Origin of the sequence: Wolbachia endosymbiont (group A) of Opomyza germinationis, assembly GCF_964264765.1 — a bacterium.
Taxonomy (GTDB): Bacteria; Pseudomonadota; Alphaproteobacteria; order Rickettsiales; family Anaplasmataceae; genus Wolbachia; species Wolbachia pipientis.
Window position 1 is genome coordinate 1,330,223 of record NZ_OZ183482.1, and the last position, 21,832, is coordinate 1,352,054.

General features: G+C 35.7%; 19 protein-coding genes and 1 tRNA gene. 4 read left to right on the forward strand and 16 right to left on the reverse strand.

The features are described from left to right. Positions 1-28: 28 nt before the first annotated feature. From polA to ACFEL3_RS06740, 11 genes are all read right to left on the reverse strand, one after another. Complete coding sequence (polA, locus tag ACFEL3_RS06690; protein WP_010962979.1) at positions 29-2,605, reverse strand: DNA polymerase I; 2,577 nt, start codon at positions 2,603-2,605, stop codon at positions 29-31. A gap of 214 nt (positions 2,606-2,819) precedes the next feature. Next, the gene (locus ACFEL3_RS06695) at positions 2,820-2,984 is read right to left on the reverse strand and encodes an IS3 family transposase (protein WP_010082072.1); all 165 of its coding nucleotides are present in this window, start codon (positions 2,982-2,984) and stop codon (positions 2,820-2,822) included. Continuing rightward, entirely contained in the window at positions 2,977-3,108 is a 132-nt protein-coding gene (locus ACFEL3_RS06700; RefSeq protein WP_167347065.1) for a transposase family protein, read from the reverse strand. The genes ACFEL3_RS06695 and ACFEL3_RS06700 overlap by 8 nt, the downstream gene beginning before the upstream one ends. Before the next feature lie 33 nt (positions 3,109-3,141). Continuing rightward, positions 3,142-3,576: an IS3 family transposase gene (locus tag ACFEL3_RS06705; RefSeq protein WP_144078574.1), complete on the reverse strand. Its 435-nt coding sequence runs from the start codon at positions 3,574-3,576 to the stop codon at positions 3,142-3,144. Continuing rightward, on the reverse strand, positions 3,561-3,863 hold the full coding sequence (locus tag ACFEL3_RS06710; protein ID WP_080717641.1) for a transposase: 303 nt from the start codon (positions 3,861-3,863) through the stop codon (positions 3,561-3,563). The genes ACFEL3_RS06705 and ACFEL3_RS06710 overlap by 16 nt, the downstream gene beginning before the upstream one ends. 232 nt (positions 3,864-4,095) lie before the next feature. Beyond that, positions 4,096-4,902 carry an SDR family oxidoreductase gene (locus tag ACFEL3_RS06715; RefSeq protein ID WP_010082068.1) on the reverse strand — a complete coding sequence of 269 codons (807 nt, stop codon included), beginning with the start codon at positions 4,900-4,902 and terminating at the stop codon, positions 4,096-4,098. 5 nt (positions 4,903-4,907) lie between these two features. Then, complete coding sequence (locus ACFEL3_RS06720) at positions 4,908-5,552, reverse strand: alpha/beta hydrolase (protein WP_010962980.1); 645 nt, start codon at positions 5,550-5,552, stop codon at positions 4,908-4,910. A 397-nt stretch (positions 5,553-5,949) separates the two neighbouring features. Then, positions 5,950-6,315, reverse strand: a complete 366-nt coding sequence (locus ACFEL3_RS06725; protein ID WP_138264783.1) for a hypothetical protein — start codon at positions 6,313-6,315, stop codon at positions 5,950-5,952. 120 nt (positions 6,316-6,435) lie between these two features. Next, positions 6,436-8,103, reverse strand: coding sequence for an aminopeptidase P family protein (locus ACFEL3_RS06730; RefSeq protein WP_265039590.1), 1,668 nt, complete (start codon positions 8,101-8,103; stop codon positions 6,436-6,438). A gap of 8 nt (positions 8,104-8,111) precedes the next feature. Further along, positions 8,112-10,046 carry a tRNA uridine-5-carboxymethylaminomethyl(34) synthesis enzyme MnmG gene (gene mnmG / locus ACFEL3_RS06735; RefSeq protein ID WP_010962983.1) on the reverse strand — a complete coding sequence of 645 codons (1,935 nt, stop codon included), beginning with the start codon at positions 10,044-10,046 and terminating at the stop codon, positions 8,112-8,114. Positions 10,047-10,233: 187 nt separating this feature from the next. Continuing rightward, positions 10,234-10,309, reverse strand: a tRNA-His gene (locus ACFEL3_RS06740). Positions 10,310-10,459: 150 nt separating this feature from the next. Here ACFEL3_RS06740 and murJ point away from each other — a divergent pair. Next, positions 10,460-11,947, forward strand: a complete 1,488-nt coding sequence (gene murJ / locus ACFEL3_RS06745; RefSeq protein ID WP_010962984.1) for a murein biosynthesis integral membrane protein MurJ — start codon at positions 10,460-10,462, stop codon at positions 11,945-11,947. A gap of 3 nt (positions 11,948-11,950) precedes the next feature. After that, positions 11,951-14,494 carry an AsmA-like C-terminal region-containing protein gene (locus tag ACFEL3_RS06750; RefSeq protein WP_182282701.1) on the forward strand — a complete coding sequence of 848 codons (2,544 nt, stop codon included), beginning with the start codon at positions 11,951-11,953 and terminating at the stop codon, positions 14,492-14,494. Between the two features lie 54 nt (positions 14,495-14,548). Here ACFEL3_RS06750 and ACFEL3_RS06755 read toward each other — a convergent pair whose 3' ends face one another. From ACFEL3_RS06755 to ACFEL3_RS06765, 3 genes are all read right to left on the reverse strand, one after another. Beyond that, positions 14,549-15,742: a phage portal protein gene (locus tag ACFEL3_RS06755; protein ID WP_010962986.1), complete on the reverse strand. Its 1,194-nt coding sequence runs from the start codon at positions 15,740-15,742 to the stop codon at positions 14,549-14,551. A 235-nt stretch (positions 15,743-15,977) separates the two neighbouring features. Further along, complete coding sequence (locus ACFEL3_RS06760) at positions 15,978-16,241, reverse strand: type II toxin-antitoxin system RelE family toxin (RefSeq protein WP_080717643.1); 264 nt, start codon at positions 16,239-16,241, stop codon at positions 15,978-15,980. Next, entirely contained in the window at positions 16,217-16,450 is a 234-nt protein-coding gene (locus ACFEL3_RS06765) for a DUF6290 family protein (RefSeq protein ID WP_010081986.1), read from the reverse strand. The genes ACFEL3_RS06760 and ACFEL3_RS06765 overlap by 25 nt, the downstream gene beginning before the upstream one ends. 251 nt (positions 16,451-16,701) lie before the next feature. On the opposite strand from ACFEL3_RS06765, the gene lipB reads away from it, so the two are divergent. Together lipB and ACFEL3_RS06775 are read left to right on the forward strand one after the other, a co-directional pair. Beyond that, positions 16,702-17,319 carry a lipoyl(octanoyl) transferase LipB gene (gene lipB, locus ACFEL3_RS06770; protein ID WP_010081985.1) on the forward strand — a complete coding sequence of 206 codons (618 nt, stop codon included), beginning with the start codon at positions 16,702-16,704 and terminating at the stop codon, positions 17,317-17,319. After that, on the forward strand, positions 17,319-18,296 hold the full coding sequence (locus ACFEL3_RS06775) for an LD-carboxypeptidase (protein ID WP_010081984.1): 978 nt from the start codon (positions 17,319-17,321) through the stop codon (positions 18,294-18,296). Before lipB ends, ACFEL3_RS06775 begins: the two co-directional genes overlap by 1 nt. A 353-nt stretch (positions 18,297-18,649) precedes the next feature. Here ACFEL3_RS06775 and terL read toward each other — a convergent pair whose 3' ends face one another. Then, complete coding sequence (terL, locus tag ACFEL3_RS06780; RefSeq protein WP_010962987.1) at positions 18,650-20,113, reverse strand: phage terminase large subunit; 1,464 nt, start codon at positions 20,111-20,113, stop codon at positions 18,650-18,652. A 915-nt stretch (positions 20,114-21,028) separates the two neighbouring features. After that, positions 21,029-21,826 (reverse strand): phosphoribosylformylglycinamidine synthase subunit PurQ, encoded by a 798-nt coding sequence (locus ACFEL3_RS06785; RefSeq protein WP_006279487.1) that lies wholly within the window; start codon positions 21,824-21,826, stop codon positions 21,029-21,031. Positions 21,827-21,832 lie beyond the last annotated feature (6 nt).

A 21,832-nucleotide genomic window follows, 5' to 3' on the forward strand; every position in this document is an offset into this window, starting at 1 on the left:
ATACTTCAATTGTAGCATATTTTTCATATTAATTCAAATAATCTATACTCCTAGAATTCACGATGTTTAAGTCATAATTAAGGGAATTTAGACCCCAGTTGTCGCCAATTTTTATTTCTACTTCAAGTGGTATAGAAATTTCTATTGCATTTTCCATTATATCTTTTATAAGTTTTGCTGTTTCTTGCACCTTTTCGTCTTCTACTTCAACCAGTAGTTCATCGTGAACCTGGAGGATTATTTTACCTACTTTCAATTGGTCAAAAAGCTGAATTGTCGCACGTTTTATTATATCAGCAGCGGTTCCTTGCAGTGGTGCGTTTATTGCTGCCCTTTCTGCAAATTGTCTTATATAAGGAATTGTATTGTTTATGTCTCTTACAAAGCATCTCCTGCCAAACAAAGTTTCTACATAACCATGCAATCTTGCGATAGACACTGCTTTTTCCATATAGGCCTTTATTTCTGGGTAACAGGAAAAATAGTAATTAATGTATTCAGCAGCTTCCGCAATGGTAATTCCAAGCCGCTTTGCAAGACCAAATGGGCTAATGCCATATATAATTCCAAAATTGATGGATTTTGCTTTGCGTCTTAATTGCTCATCTATTTCTTGCACTCCAAAAACTTGCCTTGCGGTGATCTCATGAATATCTTGTCCGTTTGCAAAAGCTTCTTTAAATGCTGCAACGTTTGCAACGTGTGCCAGGAGTCTTAATTCTATTTGCGAATAGTCAGCAGAAATTATCTTATGCCCTTTTGGCGCAATAAATGCTTGTCTGATAAGATTTCCCTCTTCGCTTCTGATAGGAATATTCTGTAAATTAGGATTGCTGGAGCTCAGCCTTCCAGTTGCAGTTGCAGTCGTTGAAAAGCTTGTGTGTATTCTACCATCAAGTGGATCAACTTGCTTTATTAATGCATCAGTGTAGGTGCCTTTTAATTTACTTAAATGTCGCCAATTTAAGATTTTACTTGCGATTTCTACCCCTTCTTCTTCGAGTGCCTCTAGAACTTCATAATTGGTGCTATACGATCCAGATTTTTTTGACTTTTTCTTTTTATTAAGCCCCATTTTGTTGAATAAAACATCACTTAATTGTTTTGGCGAAGCAATATTAAATCTTTCTCCTGCCAAATTATATATCTCATCTTCAAGCACGGCAATTACCTGCTGAAATTTATCGGACAGCTCCTGTAATTTTTGTATGTTCAGTAATATCCCATTTTTCTCCATATCAAATATTACTTTCATAAGTGGCTTATCGAAGCGCTCGTAAATTGTGAGCAATTTTTCCTGAAATAACCTTTGCTTTAGCTTTTCATGAATTGCTATTAAAGTTTTTGCCGAGAAAATTTCTGCATTTTCACTCAAATTATGCGCAACTATGTTTGGAATACTGTGATCATGCTTTCCTGTATCCAAGCTATACGACATTATCATCAAATCATCAACTGAATCTAACATCTTCTCTATTGCAGGGAAGATTTTCCTGATCTCTTTAATGTTATGTATTATTTTAAGCACTCCATTTGAGAGCAAAGTTAAGTTAATTATAATGAGTGCATCTTGTATGCTGTCTTGCTCTATATAAAAAATATTACTTTCGCTATAAGATAGACTTAATACATTGTTTTCAAGGTGGTAATGAATTGCAATTTTGCCTTCATATCTACAATGCTCTAAAAATTTCTCTAACTCTTCACTACTATACTCTATTTTTTCTTCTGTGCTAGACCCACTATAGGAAAAAAGCTTTTCCACTTTCCCTATCAAGGAATTGAATTCATACTTCTTTAAAAAGGATAATAGTTTTTCCATATTTGGAGGGCGAACTTCACATTTTGCAATATCATGTTGAAGGTCTACTTTTTCGCATAGTGATAAAAGTTCTCTTGAAATTAGCGCTTTTTCCTTATGTTCAGCAAGAATATTACGAATCCTCGTTTGCTCGATGTTATCAATGTTCTCTATAATATTATTCAATGAATCAAATTCATCTAGTAATTTAGCTGCAGTCTTCGGACCTATTCCCGGAACGCCTGGAATGTTGTCAGATGCATCACCAGTTAGAGAAAATAAATCAAGAAGCTTGTGTGAGTTTACGCCAAATTTTTCTATTACTTGTTTTTCATCTATATATATATTTTTAATGGGGTCGAATATTAAAATATTGTGGTTCAAGAGTTGAAATAAATCTTTATCTGATGAAACGACTACCACTTTAAAGTCTTGGTGGTTGGCGTATTTTGCAGCTAGTGTTGCAATTATATCATCTGCTTCATAACCTTCAATCTCTTCATAGCTGAGGTTAAAAGCTTCTACCGCTTCCCTCAGTATGGTGAACTGTGGAGTTAGATCCTCAGGAGGCGTTACTCTGTTCGCTTTGTACTCAGGATATAAATTGTGCCTAAAATTCTTTTTCCCTGCATCAAGTGCTATAGTTAAGTAGTCCGAATGGGCAATGTACTTAAGAACCATATTCAGAAAGCCATATACACCACCTATTGGCATTCCTGTTGTGGTAATTAAGTGAGGTAGTACATAGTAAGCTCTGAAAAGAAAACCATAGCCATCGATGATTGTGAAAGTTTTTTCTTTCATTGTAGATATTTATGCGTGCTTTTGATGGTCCACTATTTAGCTGAGAAAATCAAGTTTTTGTTTTTCTGCTTTTGAGCGTTGTAAGAGATTTTACCGAAAATAGCATTCATGATGGGGATGTACACATATGACCTTACCCAGAAAAAGTGGAGAGAAAGTTTGGAATGTTTTTTACAAAAAGAATGATGCATCAAATTGTTCTGGAATGCAATAGTTAATAGTGACGTTGTTTGTTATAAAAAATTTCTATGTATTCAAATATTGCAGTTCTAGTTTGTTGAGCAGAGTGTTGTGAAGTATCAATAAGTATTTCTCTTTTCAATGAGCTAAAGAAGCTTTCTGCAACAGAATTGTCGTAACAACAGCCTTTATTACTCATCTATATTCTTTACAGCTAAGAGATATTGATACCCTTGCGCAGTATATTGTGAACCTTGGTCACTGTGCAGCAGTAGATTTTTAACAGGTTTACGCCTATTAATGGCCATTAATAAAGAGTTCATAACCAATTGTTTATTTATTGCACTACTCATTAACTACCATACGTGAGAATTATTGCTGCCAAATATAGCCATCCCTCCTTGGTTTTGATGTAAGTAATCCCATACTTTATTTGGTTGATCAACAATAAAGTTTTGATCTAGTATATTGGGAGCTACAGCTCTATTATCTGTTTGTTGTTTTTTAATTTTAAACTTTCTTCTCAGTATAGCCCTGATGTCATTTTTCTGCATAATACTTTGCACCGTTTTCAAATTGCAACTTTTACCCAAAGCCTTCAATTCAGCATGAATTTTAGGAGCTCCATATCTACATTTAGAAACTTGATATATTTTTTGAATAGCTTCGAGTAGCTCTTTATTTGCTGATTCTCTACTGCTTATTTTTCTTGTGGTCCACTTATAGTAGCCACTAGCAGAAAATCCTACATAATTCCTGTACTTTATAGCAGTTACTATATAAAAAAATATTTTACTCTTTTTGACTGGCCAGGGCTTTTTTTTAAATGTCTCTTTCCCTTGTTACTCTTGCTTTGTAAATCAAACCTCTCTTTGTCGTAAGGAGCCATGTTACCTCTACCTGGAAATGCATCTGCTGCCGACTTTTTTTCGTTGTGTTTCTTTATCCATTTTCCTAATAAACCACCCTTTATTCCTAAATCCTTTGCTGTTTTTGTAATTGTTTGACCTGCCTTTCTTTGTTCATTTGCCAGTTTAACAGCTTCCAATTTGAATTCTGCTGTATATTCTCTTACCATTTCTAATCCTCCAAAATTTTATTTTACCCAAAAAAACTCTTTTCTTTCTCTCCACTTTTTCTGGGTAAGGTCACTATTTCTTAAGTAATTTACACTTCAGAGTTTATCTGCTTTAAAGTTTACTCTATTCTGTTTCAGCATTTGTCATAAATCCTTAATTATTTCTGACTTTTTAGTTCAGTTTTTAACCATTCTTTCCTTAACTTAATGGCAGTGACAATAAGCCTATCTATCATTCTGATGTGATTTCAGTTTTGTTTACGTGCAAACTCTCTAATCCCACCTTGTAGTTAGGATAAATTAGAGAGACATTAAGATCTTTTTTAATTTTAACATTACTTACTCTCTTTGATCCTAAATAAAAACTCTGTGCATAATCTGGTAACTCAATTGGTTCTGGAGGGCTAACATTGAGAAGTTTGGTCGCATATATTACCACTTCAGATTGTGTAGTGGGTAAATCGTCTGCACAATTGTATATTTCACCAGGTTTTATGTTTTGCATGGAAGAAAATAAAATATTTGATATATCTTCAACGTGAATACGAGAAAAAAAATGCCCTTCTTTTTTCACATTCCTTGCTTTGCCAAGCTGCAAGTCAATTAACACGTTCCTACCAGGACCGTATATTCCAGCTAAACGAAAAATATGTACAGGCAATCTGCTATTCAGCCACCTCTTTTCAGATCTAAGGCGCTTTTCTCCTCTGATTTCTATAGGTTTTGTTTCAGATTCCTCATTCACCCAATTACCAGAGTGATCACCATAGACGCTAGTTGCAGACAAATAACCGAACCATTTTACATTTTGCAGGCAATCACCGTATCTCTCCACAACATCATCGCCATCTGGAGGAATAGAAATTAAAACGTGCGTTGCGCTTTTAAGCAGATCTTGACTAACTTTCTCATAATTAAAGAGGATTACATCTTGTATATTTTTACTTCTTGATGTGCCACTGACTTTCCAACCTAAGTTCAGTAATTTTTTCGATAAAAATTTAGCTACATATCCATAACCAAAGCAAAACAAGTGCATGAAAATTAATTTTTAAAATTCTTCTTGATAAATTCTACTCCTAATTTTATTCCCTCTTCATTAATAATATGCCCTAATGCATGAATTGGGTGTCCTTCAACATTTACTCCATTTTCTTTCAGAGCTTTAACCGCTAAGTCGAGGGACGAAAAAGGTACCACGTCGTCAGCATCACCATGGATAACACATATGTTAGGTTTTGATTTGATCTCTGGTGCAGTTTTTGAAGGTGAAAGAAACCTACCAGAGTATGCAACAACTGATGCACAGGATTGAGAGCGGGTGAGAGCTGTATGTATTGCAAGCATTGCTCCTTGAGAAAATCCAACTAAAGAAAGTTGCGTATCTTTTAAATTAAGCTCCTTTAATTTTGTATCAATGAAATGATTTACAATTGATGTAGCATTTTTTACTCCATTATATAGCGCTTCCTCACTACGATCTTCCAAGCTGAACCACTGATAACCATCACCTATTTCTCTTTCAAACGGAGCATTGGGTACTGTAAAATATGAACCCAGTAAAAACTTGCTCATAACTTTAGCAAGGTGAATGAAATTATCGCCACTTGAGCCCCAACCATGTAAAAAAATAATCAAATTTTTCTTATTTCCGCCTGCACAAATTTCTGGGCCTTTAAGTTCAATCATTTCTTTTCCTTTTGCGTTTATATTTTTATTTAACACTAATTTTCAAATTTGTAAAACCAATGTGCAATTACGTTCCCGATACTACAGATAAAGTGACTTAGGTTCATCGACGATTTGAAAAACCGTCATTCCGCTACTCGTTAGCGGCTGAGATACCGCGAATGAATCGCGGTATGACGTAGGGAAAACCTTAGCTATAAACCTCAGAAATAAGAAAACAAACTAGAAAAAATACCTCACTATAACTGCAGCCTTAAGCAACGTACCTTATTTATTTACGAAAACTGGTATAAATGCTATGCAAGTAGCTACACTACTTGCATGACATCAACAATTGACCTCGACTTACCGTCCAACTAGAAAGTTGTATATAGAATGACAGAAATCCAGATGTTATTTACTTACTTTCGATCTTTTCTATCAATTTTTTAACTAAACCTCTTAGCTTCTTACTGGATTCATCAAGCTCTTGAATTTGCGAGCTGCGCTCTTTCATTAGTTCCTTATAGTTACCTCTTATGTAGTCAATCATTTCCTTCATCTGAGCAATCATCTTGTTAGCATCCATGCTGTCCAAATCAGGTATCATGTTAGGCATAGCGCCTTCTAACATACCGCCAGCCATAAGCTGCTGAGACATTTGCATAAATGGTTTTAAAGTCTGATTAAGCAATTCAGGATCCTTGGCTAATTTTTCTATTTGCTCTTTGCAAGTATCCATATACTGCTTCATAAATTCATCTTCTTGCACTTTACCTGTCATAATTACACCTACTTGAAAATATCGATTCTTTATTATATATTGTTTTTAAATTAAAAACAATACAAAATACTCATCACAATTGCATTAATACTTTTTAAATAATAAAAAATGCTCCTTTGCTTATAAAGGGTCACATACTTTCTTTAACCACTCCTTATCTTTGACGCTATTTTCTAAGTTTTTATAGACAAATTGATGGTAGCCATTTATCCATTCAATTTCATCCTTAGTAAGCATTTGCACATTTATTAGTCTTCTATCATATGGAATAGAGGTCAGTTGTTTAAAGTTTAAGAAGCCGTTTTCTTGTCTGTTGACATACATCAGATTTTCAATCCTTATTCCATACTCTCCCGGAATGTAATAGCCAGGTTCGTTGGAAAGTATCATCCCTGGCGTGAGTTTCACTTTATTACTTTTTGATATTGCTTGTGGTCCTTCGTGTACTGATAGGTAACTTCCTACTCCATGCCCTGTACCATGCATATAGTCCATTCCAAATTTCCATAAATGCGTACGTGCCAATATATCCAATTCTCCACCAGTAGTGCCGGGGGGAAAGACGACACTTGCTATAGCAATGTGAGCTTTGAGTACTATTGTATAGTGGGTTATTTGCTCATTGGTCGGATTACCAACTACTACAGTTCTTGTCACATCAGTTGTGCCGTCAAGGTACTGGCCACCAGAGTCAATCAAATACAGTCCATCTTTCTGAATTACTTTATTCGTCTTACTGCTTGCACGATAGTGAATTATTGCCCCATTCTCATTAAATGCAGAAATTGTTGGAAAGCTCAATTGTTTAAACAAATTCTGCTCTTTTCTGTATTCTAAAATCCTTTCTTCAGCTTCAAGCTCTGTACCAACATTACTTTCAAGCCAATGTAGAAAATTTGTAACTGCCACTCCATCTCTGATGTGCGCATTTATAGCCCCAGCTATTTCAGTTTGATTTTTTACTGCTTTATAAATTAAACAAGGATCCTCTCTTTCAGCTACCTGTTTATCTTTTATTACAGCCATGATACTCATTGGAGTTGTGTTTGGATCTATAACTATTGAATTTAGCTTGTGCAGCGAATTTTCTAGCTCACTGATATCAAAAATATTTATATGATTGCCTAAATTTGCTTCTATAGTTGAATGTTCTTTATCTTGAATAAACAAATCAACATTACCGCTTTTATACAATATAGCACGACCCAATATACATGGAGTATATTTAGCATTTTCGTTTCTTAAATTTAATAACCATGAAATTGAATTTGGATCAGTTAAAAGCACTGTTTCAGCTTCTTTATCTATACTTTTAGCGACTTTTTCACATTTGTCCTTACTACTTTCACCAGCATATTTAATAGAATGTAAAACCACTGCTTGTTTTCGATAGTCACTTTTTTTTCCAGCTAAACAGGGTATTAATTTACAGATATTCTCATACTTTCTTATATCTTCCATGGTAAAATATTGCAAATAATAACCTAGTGAGGCAGTCGATGTTAAGTTTGCTTTTATCCATTCGCGTGGATCCTCTTCTTGTATATTATATACTTGAAAATTGCCCTGATCGAGCTGATTGTGAGCTTGTGTGATATAGCGTCCATCTGTAAAAAATTGGCACTTGTTGTTTTTTGTGACAATAAGCAGCCCATTTGTTCCTGTGAAGCCACACAGCTTTGTTAGCTCCTCTGAATACTCATTTAAATATTCGTCTTTAGTATGTAACACAAATGCATCAACGTTTATTTCGTGCATAAAAGAACGAAATTCTTTGATTTTTGACATGGAATGCCTCACGCAAAACTAGCAGCTACTTTCGTTTTCCTGTTTCTCAAATACACTAATATGCTCACTATCGCTGCGGGAGTGATGCCTTGTATTTGCTTTGCAATGCCAATCGTCGCTGGTTTTATTGTTTGTAGCTTTTCTATTACCTCACTTGACAAGCCTTTAACTTGTGAATAGTTGAAGTTGATTGGAATTTGAGTGTTAATTTCCTCTCGTAAAAACTTCATATCTGCTTCTTGTCTTATTAGGTAGGGTTTATATTTTGCTTCAATTTCAACCGCTTCGCATATTTCATTCTTAGCTCTATTATCCGCTTTGGTGTGTCCCATTTTGCCATTCCAGCGCGTGACGCTGCTTAACTCCGGCCATATTTCTTGTAATTTATTCCAGTCGATGTTTGGATAGCTAAGTAAATCTAGTGCCGTTTTTCTTATCCCATCATAAGATATTTTGATACCATAAGACCTAAGCTGCTCAGGAGTAATCGTCAGACTCCCTAACTTCTCTTCAAGCTGCTTAATGGATTCAAGTTTATTCTGTAAAACAGAGTATCTCTCATGCGAAACAAGGGAAATATCATAACCTTTTTGTGTTAATCTTCTATCTGCATTGTCTGACCTGATAGCTAGCCTATATTCTGCACGCGAGGTAAATAATCTATAAGGTTCGATCACCCCTTTGATGACTAGATCATCTATCATTACGCCGATATATGAGTCTGTGCGATGAAGAACAAAGCTTTCTTTTTTTTCAGATGCAGAAAGTGCTGCATTGATCCCGGCAATAATTCCTTGCCCTGCTGCTTCTTCATATCCAGTGGTGCCATTAATTTGGCCAGCAAAATATAGGCCTTTAATTTTCTTAGTTTCAAGAGTATGAAACAGCTCTCGTGGGTCAATATAGTCATACTCAACTGCATATCCAGGCCTTAGTATTTCTGCGTTTTCAAGTCCTTTGATACTCTTTATCATTTCACGCTGCACTTCAATAGGCAATGAATTTGAAATTCCGTTCGGGTATACAGTATCATCATCCAGGCCTTCTGGCTCTAGAAATATTTGATGACTACTTTTTTCTGCAAATTTATTAACTTTAACTTCAATTGATGGGCAGTATCTTGGTGCTATAATATCATCCAAATACGAAGAAGCTGACCTGTGCAGATTCTCTCTAATTATTTTATGCGTGTTTTCATTAGTATGGGTAATAAAGCATGATACCTGAGGTTGGTTAATTTTTTCTGTGAGATAAGAAAACGGCACAGGTGGATTATCACCCACTTGTTCTTGCAATATTGACCAGTTTATAGTGCCACGATCAAGCCTCGGTGGAGTTCCAGTACGCAATCTACCTAATTTAAAATTATATTTCTTCAACGTATTTGCAAGTTCTACTGCAGGCTTATCTCCCATTCTCCCTGAAGGAGTTACCTGCTCTCCTATATGAATCACACCCCGCAGAAAAGTCCCTGTAGTTAGAACGACTTTACTTGTCAGTATATGCTCCCCTGAGCTTGTTATTACAGCTTTAATGCACAATTCTCCATTGTTATTACTCTCTATAAGAAAATCGTCAACCGACTCTTCTTTTACCGTCAAATTATTATAATTTAGAATAATTTCCTGTATTGCTTGCTTGTATAATTTTCGGTCTGCCTGTGCACGCGGGCCCCATACTGCTGCACCTCTGCTGCTATTTAAAATGACTGAGTGTATACTTGCTTGATCGATTGCTCTTCCCATTATTCCATCAAGAGCGTCAACTTCCCTGACTACAACGCCCTTTGCAACTCCTCCGATTGCTGGATTGCAGGACATTTCCCCTATAGTTGAAATTTTATGAGTTATAAGCAGCGTGTTTGCACCAAGGCGAGCTGCAGCAGCAGCAGCTTCGCACCCTGCATGACCACCACCTACTACTACTACATCATATTTATGCATGCCTTCTTGAGTAATTCTTACTCTACTAATATTCTAACTATTAGCGGTTAATGTCAAATTTTACAGTAATTAACTATTTCAATCATCAGTGGCCAATGTATAGCTAACTCACGTCATACCGTCACGGTATCTCTAGATCCCGCTAACAAGCAGCGGGATGACGGTTTTTCAAATTATCGGGTTTTAGTGGGGCGAGCGACCAGGATCGAACTGGCGACATTCAGTACCACAAACTGACGCTCTACCAACTGAGCTACGCCCGCCAAGATATAAAATTTCTAACATAAGAGCGCAAATAGTCAATTGATTATTTAACTCTCCTTTTGCAGAGGGTTTTAAGTTTAGCCAATAAATATTTTCATTGATACTTTTACCATTATAGTTAATTGTATTGACACTAATGAAGTAGTGGTATGTTTAAAAGTATTTTCACATTTAGTTTTTTTACGGCTATTTCAAGGATCTCAGGGTTAATAAGAGATGTATTGATTGCTACGGTTATTGGTGCGAACTCTCTTGCAGACATATTTTTTTCTTCGTTTCGTTTTGCCAATCTATTTCGAGCATTTTTTGCAGAAGGAGCGTTCACTACCTCATTCATACCATTATATTCGACAGAATCATATGATAATAAAAAGGCATTTAATTTTGCAAGTAGTGTAATATCCATTACGTTTATTATCTTAGTAATTTTTTGCCTTATCATGCAAACTTTCTCCCCTTATATGATTCAAATTTTTGCTCCTGGATTTGACCAAAGTAAGTTTACCCTTACTGTTACTTTATCAAGAATTATGATGCCCTACATAATCTTTGTTTCAATTGCATCACTTATTGGTGGAATGCTGCAAGTAAAGCAGCATTTTGCTTCAACAGCTATTGCACCAATCGTTTTGAATCTCTGTTTAATCATCAGTTTGTTTGTGCCTTACGTAAAAACTCCAGCGCACAACCTTTCTATAGCTGTCCTTATAGGAGGAATTTTCCAGCTACTTTTGATACTATTTAGTGCATACAAGTTAAAGGCAGCTTTTTCTTTTAGCCTTGAATTAAGCAATGAAGTAAGGTTATTTTTTAAGCGTGTGATACCTGCAATTATCAACAATTGTGTAACTCAAATAAGCTTATGGATTGATACAATCATGGCGAGTTTTATACCAAATGCGGTGTCCTATATATATTATGCCGATAGACTAAATCAACTACCGCAGGGAATAATCGGTACTGCAATTGGTACAGTGCTTCTTCCTTTAATTTCAAAACAGGTGGATAATACTGAAAATATAGTCAAAATACAGAACAAGGCTCTCAACATAGGATTAATGTTAATTATGCCAACAACTGCTGCCTTTATCATTATTCCCGACATAATTTTACTTACGCTTTTTTCTTACGGCCGGTTTGATCATTATGCAGTGCAGCAAACTGTTCCCACTTTAATAGCATTTTCTCTTTCTTTACCTGCATTTATTATAAATAAAGTATTGCTACCTACATTTTTTGCTAAAGGCAATCTGAAAATACCAACCATATTTTCGCTAATGTGTCTTGGAATTAATGTAGTGCTAAACCTTTTGTTAATGAACGAGTATCAGCATACGGGGATTGCTATTGCTACTTCCGTTTCCACTTGGATAAACTCTATTCTATTAATTAGTTATTTAACAATAAATAAAATGTATAAGGTTAGCCAAGCGTTATTGTTAAATGTCATGAAAATTTTTGTAGCAACGGCAGTCATGTCAATAGCCCTTTATATTTTTAATTCTTTGTTGGCAGGATTATTTTTTGATAAAATGTTGGCTCGTATTGTTTATTTAACGACTTTAATAGCTTTGAGTGTTATTGTTTATTTTGGTATTCTCTATTTAATATTTAAGGGAAACTTTAAGCATGTGTAAATTATGAGACTTTCTTTATATGCTATATTATCAATCTCACTGCTATTAATTCTCATGCATGTTGCTGCAACTTTTAAGGATTGGAGTGGCTACAGGAAATATATCATAAAAGAGTTAGAGAAGACGTATGATGCTAAAGTGCATATTGGGGGAAAAATTAAAGTTTCGTTGATTACCCCAAAGCTCACTATTTATAATGTATACGTACAATACAACGAAAATAAAGAGCAAAAGTTGTCAGATTTAATTAGTGTAAGAAAAATTGAAATAAGGCCATCATTCCTATCGTTGTTTTTATTTTCGTTGCAACCAAAGTCAATCACATTGTTTGGCATGAAAAGCAACAAAGAAAATTTACTTAATATTATAAATACAAACGCCAGTGGTAACACAGTCGATATAGTAATAAAAGACAGCCAAGTAAGTTTCAAGAATGATTTCGCTGATATTGTTAACATAAAGGAAGTTGCTGTAAAAAAAAATAAGCAGTTTTTTGGTAAAGTAAAGGTAGGTGATAATAATTACGATTTTTCAGGAAAGGTTAATATCACAAAAAGGAATGTACACATTAGTGTTGAATCAAATTTTGTAAATTTGCTATTTACAGGTAATAGAAATCAAGAAGAACTCCAGGGTAATTTAACATTAACAATTAATAACAGTTCCGGTTCTGTGAGTGATTTAGCAAAAATCATTAATCTTAGCTTTCTCTCTTGTGTTATTCCTAGCGAAAATATCAAGATATCATCCAATATAAGTCTTAATGAAAGTGAGTTTACGGCAACTGACTTAAAAATTGATTCCAAAAGCATGCAAGCCAGCGGTACAATACAAAATGATAGAAAAGGCAATCACACTAATTTCAATATTAGCTTCAGTAAAGTTGATTTAGATTCCATACAAAATGATTCACAAAGAACAATGAATATGAAGGATCTTCTGGAATGTTTTAGAGCAGTTGTGCCAAAGAACTTGAGCTTAAATTTTAATATGGAAGCTTCTAACATTCAATATCAAAACAAAATATTGGACAATTTCCGTGCTGTACTAAAATCCACTGATGGCAAAGTAAAAGTTAATACGCTTCTTAAATTTCCTGGAATCAATAATATATCTTACTTATCAGGAGAGATCTCAAACAATAATGTCCTATCTGAATTCAACGGTGATTTATTAGTCGAAGGAAATGATTTTGAGTCATTCATTTCATGTTTTTTCCCTTCTATAAAGATGAAAGAAAACCAGAAAAATCAATTTACACTAAGTTCTAAACTGCACCTTGCACCAAGAATATTATCTATCTCAGACATTAGACTGCTAAATAATAAGGAATCCTTGCAAGGATCAATTAGAGTAAGCCACACAAAAAAACGCAGTGTGATCGATGGTGAATTTAGCATGCATAATCTTGATGCAGATAAATATGATCATTCATTATTTAGCAGTTTACCTAAAATGCAATGGCTGAAAAATTTTCAGTATGATACAAATATAAAGGCCCGTGTTAATAACCTTACATTGAATGATACGAAAATTAAAAATTTGGATTTTTTGCTGAAAATGGAAAAAGGTAAGCTAGTTGCAGATAAAATAAAACTATCTGGAGAAGATTTCGATATTACCGGTAATGCAAAAATATTAGCAGATCAAAAATACGCCAAACCTTTATTAGATGTTAACCTTACGGGCAGTAAATTTAATGGAAAAATTATTACATTACCAAATTTAGTAGAGACGAAAAGAAATTCAAGAAATGAGATAGATCAAATTCAATGGTCAACAAAGCAGCTTGATTTTTTGGATGATAAAGAAGGCTTTGATGCAAATGTGCAAATCAATACTGCAGAATTTAAAACCGAGCAGAATGTTTTAAAAGATTTTAATTTGGATGCGGTAATGAGAAACAACACTATCACTATCAGGCAGGCAAGTTACGTATTAGAACGCGGGCAAGTGTTTTTTCAGGGTTATTTAAGATCAGACTCAATAAATACAAGATTTTCTATTGTAAATTTGGACACTAAAAAGATTGGTAAGGTTATAGGAATTGACAATGTAAATGGTCAGGTAAGCTTAAATGGTGAAATCAAAACTCAAGGAAAAAGTTTTCATGATTGGGCTAGTAACTTATCAGGAGATGTAAACTTACAAGCGCAAGGAATAGAAGTTACTAATGTAGATTTCAATTCATTTATCACTAATTTGTTAAGCAGTAAGAATAAATCTGAAATTTCCACACTTGCTTATGTTGATATATATAATGGCAAGACATTTTTTGAAAATATTAGCGGAAAAGCAAGTATTAAGAGTGGTATATGTTCAACTAGTTTACAGTTCGGGATTGATCAAGCATCAGGATCGATCTCTTCTAATTTAACCTTATCTAACTTCGCTTTAGCTTCTATATTCAGGTTCTTTTTCATACCACCAAATTATAGTAATCCAATCTATATCGATATGCATTTGGATGGCCCTATTTGGCGTCCTAAGATGAGTTTTGATGTAGACCAAATCTTCATCGCTCTGGTTGGCAAGAAAAATAGTTAATTTACTTAGGTGTACGGTTTAGGGGACAATAAACTCATCTGAACGGATACAAACTTAACCTAACTCATCACCACCTGGCAGTGGTGGCAAGCCAAATGCTTCTCTCTTTTCGTTGAGCGTCATGAAGCTTGCGTTTTCTACGTATTTCCACAACTTTTGTCTTTTTTCCATGAGAATTTCTATTGCATCTTTGTCATACGACAAGCACAGATCTTCACCAAATCTTGGTGTCAGCCAAGAATTCAGGTGACAGATAATATTTTCTAGCGTTGGTAAAACCGTCTGCTCCCAGAGGGATAAGCGTGCTTCGACTAAATTGCTATAAGTGTTATCACCCGGTATGCCAAGCAATTGCGGTGGAACGCCAAAAGCTAGCGCAATATCACGAGCTGAGCTGTGTTTGGACTCAATAAAATCCATATCCCTTGGCGATAAGCTCATTTCTTTCCACTCCAAGCCTCCTTCAAGCAATATCGGTCTTCCAGCGTTTATAGAACCTGAATAATGATCATTTATCTGCGCTTTTAAGCGTTGGTACTGCTCTTGACTTAAACTTCCACCACTTCCATCTTTTGCTGATTTTACAACTATTGCACCACTTGGTCTTGCCCCATTTTGCAACATCGCTTGATTCCAAGCACCCGCCTGATTATGTTGATCTATGCTATATGCAGCTGCCTCAATTGGTGATAACCCATACCAATCATTCAAAGGATTAAAGGTCTTTAAGTGCAACACTGCTGAACATCCAGTTAGTTTATCAACTTTAAAGTCATAACTGTTGTTATTTATGGTATAACGATAGATATAAGGAACGTTATTTCTCCCTGGAACAATTTCAACCCTATCGGGGCGCAGAAGATAAAGCTCTGTTGGTGGTTTTCTACTATTCTGTGACTCAACCATCAATATATAAGAATTGCCGTTAACTAACCGATAAGTTACAATCCCCTCAATAAATTCCGATTTTGATGTCATTGGATTAGGAGAATAAAGTAATTTCAGTAATGGATGGGCTTTTAATTGCGATTTTCCCTGTTCAGTAAGCTGGCAGAGAGTAAAAGGTACCGAAGATGCAGCACTTGCAATCATATTAATTGCTCGAAAGGCAATAACATTTTTTATGTAACCTTCCTCAGCAAAACTTACATAATCACGCTTACTCCAACTTGGCTCCATCATTAGCTGCAAAGCAGAATATTTAGTAAATACTGCGCTTTTTTTTCTTTGAAAAATATTGAGATTCATATATGCCTCCTAAAAAATTGAATTTGTGGTAGAATTATATCAATTGGTGTCACAGGAAGGATATACTAACGTACGAACATTATGTTTGAGAGCAATCTCTACACAGTAGTTAAATGGCAGGCACAATAAGGGGTAGCAAAAAGAATGAGCTTTTTTTTTGAGCTGAGCGAAGCCACCTAAGGTAGAAAATGAATCAGGAAGGAGTAAAAATATATTTAATATTTATATGATGTACTTACTTATAAATATCTTTTCTGTGTCCTATCTCTGTGATAACCACTTCATATTTTATAATATTTACGGAATAGATAACGCGATAATCACCTACCCTTAATCTTCTTTGTCCTTTAAATCTGTAATATAATGGCTCACCAAGGTTAATGGGATCAACTGTAAGGCGCTTATTTATCGCATTTATGATCCTTAATCTTATTGTTTTTGGAAGAGCTGGAAGGTCTTTCTCAAGAACGCTTTCTATGAAGATAATATTGTATTCCAGTCTACATCCTCACTTCTAATTTTCTTTACACCTGAAACATTACGTTTAGCAGCACGCTCAATTAGTATTTTATCTTCCTCATTTTCAATTGCTTCTTGTATTAGCTTCTCTGTTAGTTCTTTAATGGACTTATTTCTTATTTTAGCCAGTCCAGCAAGACACTCTGAAATTTCGTTGTTGAAAGTTATGCTAAATTTTGAGTTTGCCATATATTTTACCTAAAATCTACTAATAATTATACAACATTTTTCTGAATTTTTCAATAAAAAAAGTTGCCTATACGTAAAGAGGACCTGTGTTGACAAATAATTAAACATTTGTCATGTACTATGTTTGTTAAGGAGAAATAGCACAGAAGTTAGTATTAAGTATATTAGGAATAAGAAAGGCTGCGCCCAGTGTCACACACTGGAATAACAGGAAAAAACGAACTGCTATACTAAAAAAAAAGAAATAGAATATGACAGAATGGCTAATATCCAATCAGCTTATTGATTATAACTGTGCTGTAAAATCCATGGAAGAGAAAATTCAACAAATTCACAATAATTCAGCAGACGAATTGGTATGGCTACTCCAGCACCCTCCACTTTATACTGCAGGAATCAGTGCAACAGCTGATGATATTGTTGAAAAACTATTTCCCATATATAAAACAGGAAGGGGTGGTAAACACACATATCATGGTCCAGGACAGCGCATTATATATTTAATGTTAAACCTTAAAAAAAGAAACAAATGCGATATAAAGCTATATATTAGAGATCTAAGTAAGTGGATCATAAATGTTTTAAAGCAATTTAATATACTTGGAGAGTTTAGAGAAGATAGAATAGGCATTTGGGTAAACCATAACGGAGTAGAAAAAAAAATTGCAGCTTTTGGTATTCGCTTAAGAAAATGGGTAACTTATCATGGCATAGCGCTTAACGTCTTTCCAGACCTCTCTCACTATAAGGGTATTATTCCTTGTGGGTTGCAAGGTTATGGCGTCACGTCAATGGAAGAACTAGGAGTGAAAGTTCCACTCTCTGAATTGGATGATATACTAAAAAAAGAGTTTTATAAGATATTTTAATGATTGTTTACCTTTTATATTTCATTCTCACTTTATGTGCTAACACAGGTATTCATGCAATGGACCAAGTTGATATTATTGCTCCTTCCTCCAAGGGAAAAGAATCAGATCTGACTACTATAAAAGAATATGTAGAAGCTTTGGATTTTAATCCCCATATTTCGGAGAAAATATATAGTAATGATAACCCATTTTATTCCAACTCTGATGAATTCAGAGCAAATGATTTGGTTAGTGCACTAACCGGTGATAGTAAAATAATCTGGTGTATCAGAGGAGGAGAAGGGGCTTCTCGGTTAATTCCCTATCTAGAAAAGTTACCCAATGATAAAAAAGAAAGGATTGCTCAAAACAAAAAGATCCTCATAGGCTATAGCGATATAACTGCCTTGCACATCCATCTACAAGCTAAATATGATTGGCAAACTCTTCACGGCACCATGTTGGAAATGATAGTAAATAACTCCGTTTCTGAAAGCTCTGTTGAAAAATTGAAAGAGTTAATTCTTAACAAGCGGGATTCTATCAGATTTGATAAGCTAAAGATGATAAATAATGGCATTAGACTAAAAGATGGCAGATTAAAGTCTAAAATCATCGGTGGTAATATGACTTTAGTTGAAAACAGTATAGGAACTGTTTGGCAAATAAATGCGAAAGGTAAAATTCTATTTTTAGAGGACATAAGAGTCTACCCATACGCAATAGAGCGCAGTTTAGATCACCTAAAACAAGCTCACATCTTTGATGGAGTACATGCAGTAATCTTTGGGGATTTCGTTAACTGCTATAACGATAACCTTGTTGAAGTTGTAAAAGAAAGGTTTGCAAAAAGTGTTAACTTTCCTGTATTTACTATGAAAGGGGTAGGCCATGGACATACAAATGATCCTTTACCTTTTAACACTCACGCTATTATTAGCGTTCAAGACGAAAAAGAAGGTTTGTTTTTTATGGACGTGCAGAATGTTAGCTAATCTTATAGCTAACGCGAGCTCTACGTCATACCGCCGCAGTATCTCTTAGCCGCTAACACGTACTTAACCGTCATACCGCGATTCATTCGCGGTATCTCATCCGCTAACAAGCAGCAGTTCTACGTCATACCGCCGTGGTATCTTTTAGCATAGATCCCGCTAACACGTAGCGGGATGACGAGCTTATCGTCATGCTGCCGCGAACCGTCATACCGCCACGAACTGTCATACCACCACGAACCGTCATACCGCGATTCATTCGCGGTATCTCTAGATCCCGCTAACACGTAGCGGGATGACGGTTGTCAGGGTGTCATGCAAGTAGCTGACTACTTGGATCTGGTAGGCTTAAATCACAATGCCCGTAAAGCTGCGACCCTAGAGCTACTATCTCTCACCCACTGCAAATATTGCACGGTACTATCCACTTGATCATCGTGTCGAGTTTCAGGAAACATTAAAATCTCATACTCAAAATCGTTCAGCCATACTGCTTGGTGCGGCAGAAAAACCTTGCCAGACTCTATAATCGGAACAATTTGATAAAATCGAGTGAGTTTGTCATCATGTGGTACTATTTCGATAATTGGTAAATCACTGTTTGTCTTTAGCTCTTGCACCAATTGCTGACCACTTGTTTTTGCTTCGATTAAAATTGCGTGCGGTGTCCATCTTGCAGCTAGTGACAGAACTTGCTCTTTAAGCTTTGGATACTCAAGCTTTGCGCGATATACATCGAGTAAATAGAATTTATTGCCCACTTTTGTCCAGGTGGTGCAGACGCTAAAGTTGCTCATGCTGCTTGTTGAAACTGCAGTGTCCCAGCTCTGAGTGACATATGAGAGACTATCAGAAAAATTTCTATAGCGCTTCAGCCACTCTCGTTTAATTATACCACTTGAAAGTGGCAGAGGGTTTTGTTGATATTGTGCAGCAAAAGCGTAACTTCCAAGTTCAACCTTTATCATCTCAACTTCTTCTTTTCCTCCATCGAGGGGATATAGCAACTGACCTTCTTCTCTTGAGTATAATATTACGGGTGGTGTCATTCTAGCACTTGATGCTGTAATCCAGCTTTTGTACTCATTTGTAGTTACTCGGGTGACAGGAACAAGAAAAGGAGGCGCTGGCTTTTTGATTGAATAGATAATCTCCTTATTTTCAGATATCATCGGTAAACAAGTATGGTTCCATATGTTTTTCGGTTTGGAGAGAAGGTGCCCGGTTAAATCTTCTTGATGTAGCCTATGCATCACAAGAACAATTACTCCTTTTTTTCTATTGTTGAGCCTGGCTACTAAAGTCTGGTCAAACCAATTTGTAGCACGCTTTCTAAACGTTTCACTCAAAGCTTGGGCGGGACTCAGTGGATCATCCACGATGATGAAATCACCACCTTCACCTGTTAACGTCCCTCCAACTGACGTTGCGATTCTGTATCCTCTCTGCACTGTTTGAAATTTGTATTTGGTATTCTGATCTTTGGATAGTTCTACCTCTGGAAACAGCTCTCTATACCAACTAGACTGCATTATGCATCTTGTATCGAGCGAGTGCTTTTCGCTAAGCAGCCGAGAGTAGCTTGCAACTATTATTCTTGCAGTTGGCTGATTTCCCAGTATCCATGCGGGCCACGCAACACTAGCGCACAGGGACTTCATTGAACGCGGAGGCATATTGAATATTATTCGCCTCATTTTGCCAACATTTGCCGCTTCAAGTCTGTCTGCTATGACTTTTATATACTGATAATCATTATACTCACACCCCGGCACTACCGTTTGAAAACACAGTTCAATGAATTTTAGAAAGTTCATGATATAATGTTGAAACCAACGCGTGACGCTGGGATGACAAAAAAAGGAGCACTGAAGGCTATAGGTGAGACGTTGCGGTATCTCTAGATCCCGCTAACAAGCAGCGGGATGACGAATTACTTAACCATCATTACACCGTCATACCGCGATTCATTCGCGGTATCTCTTAACATAGATCCCCTACTATACCTTAACATAGATCCCGCTAACAAGCAGCGGGATGACGAATTACTTAACCATCATCTACACCGTCATACCGCGATTCATTCGCGGTATCTCAGCCGCTAACAAGTAGCGGAATGACGAATTACTTAACCATCATTACACCGTCATACCGCGATTCATTCGCGGTATCTCAAAGCATAGATCCCGCTAACAAGTAGCGGGATGACGGTTGTCGTTTAGCTATAAATATTAAGAAATTTACCAAATAAAAAAAAGGCAAAAGAAGCCCCGTGGTTGGCTAATTACTTACATTATACTTTCAAGTATGGCGTTTTTTTATTCTAAACGCTTAATAACCGCGATTTAGCTGCTTTTTAATGCAACTAACCTTTAGTCATAAATGTTTAAGAAATTTACTAAACAGAAAAAAAGGCAAAAGAAACCCTAGGGTAGCTAATTATTCACTATCCATTTTTTAAGTTGGCGTTTTTTGATATTTTAAATGCTTTATAAGCGCATTTCAGCTTATATTAGGTAAAAACCTAGAAATTTTATAAAGACATAAGATGCACATAGTGCAAAAAATTAAACATGGGACGCCAGATACGTGAGTTTTTTTGTCATTTAATCTGTACAGAGAAGATAAATAAATAGCTTCAGTTTCATGATAAGGGGACTGGCAAGGCTTGTCAAGCAAGTTTTTTGCAATATCAGGGGATAATTTCGACCATAAATCCCTATCAATAAATTTTAACAAAAATACTTTAGTGCATTTTCAAATATAAGCATTCCATCGCCATATTTTGGCACAGCAACACCTAAACGCTTGCTCTTTTCTTTTTCAAGGGGCCAATTATCTTGCTGGGTAAAAAATATTCCCCTTTCTGGATGGGGCATTAAAGCTAGCACTCTTCCACTTTTATCTGATAAAGCTGCTAGGTCGTATGTAGATCCATTCGGATTGTAAGGAAATTGTAGGTTAGCATAGTTGCCATTTTTATCAATGTAACGTAATGCGGTGGAATTGCTCTCAATCAATTGGTTCAAAATATCTTGATCCATAAAAAATTTGCCTTCCCCATGAGCAATAGGGAGATATAGTTCACTCAGACCCCGTAGCCAAACAGAATTACTCTTTGAATTAACTCTCACTCTAATCCAACGGCATTGATAATTGCCTATATCATTATGGATTAAAGCTAGACTAGAGAATTCTGGAATTAATTTTACTAATATCTGACAACCATTACATATTCCTATAATCAGCTTGTCCTGAGATAAAAACTCTTGAAACTCATCCAACAAGTTGTTTTTAATACGTAAAGCAAACGCATTACCAGCACCAGTGTCATCACCATAGGAAAAACCCCCTGGAATTGCAAGTATATTGCTTAATTTCAGTTCACCTGGATTATCTATGATATCGTTAATGTGAACGATTTTTACTTCAATATTACCAATACCAAGTTTTCTGCTGCATTCCATAAATGCAAATGCAGTTTCTTTTTCGCAATTTAAGCCATAACCAGATAGGACTGTGATTTTCATGAATTG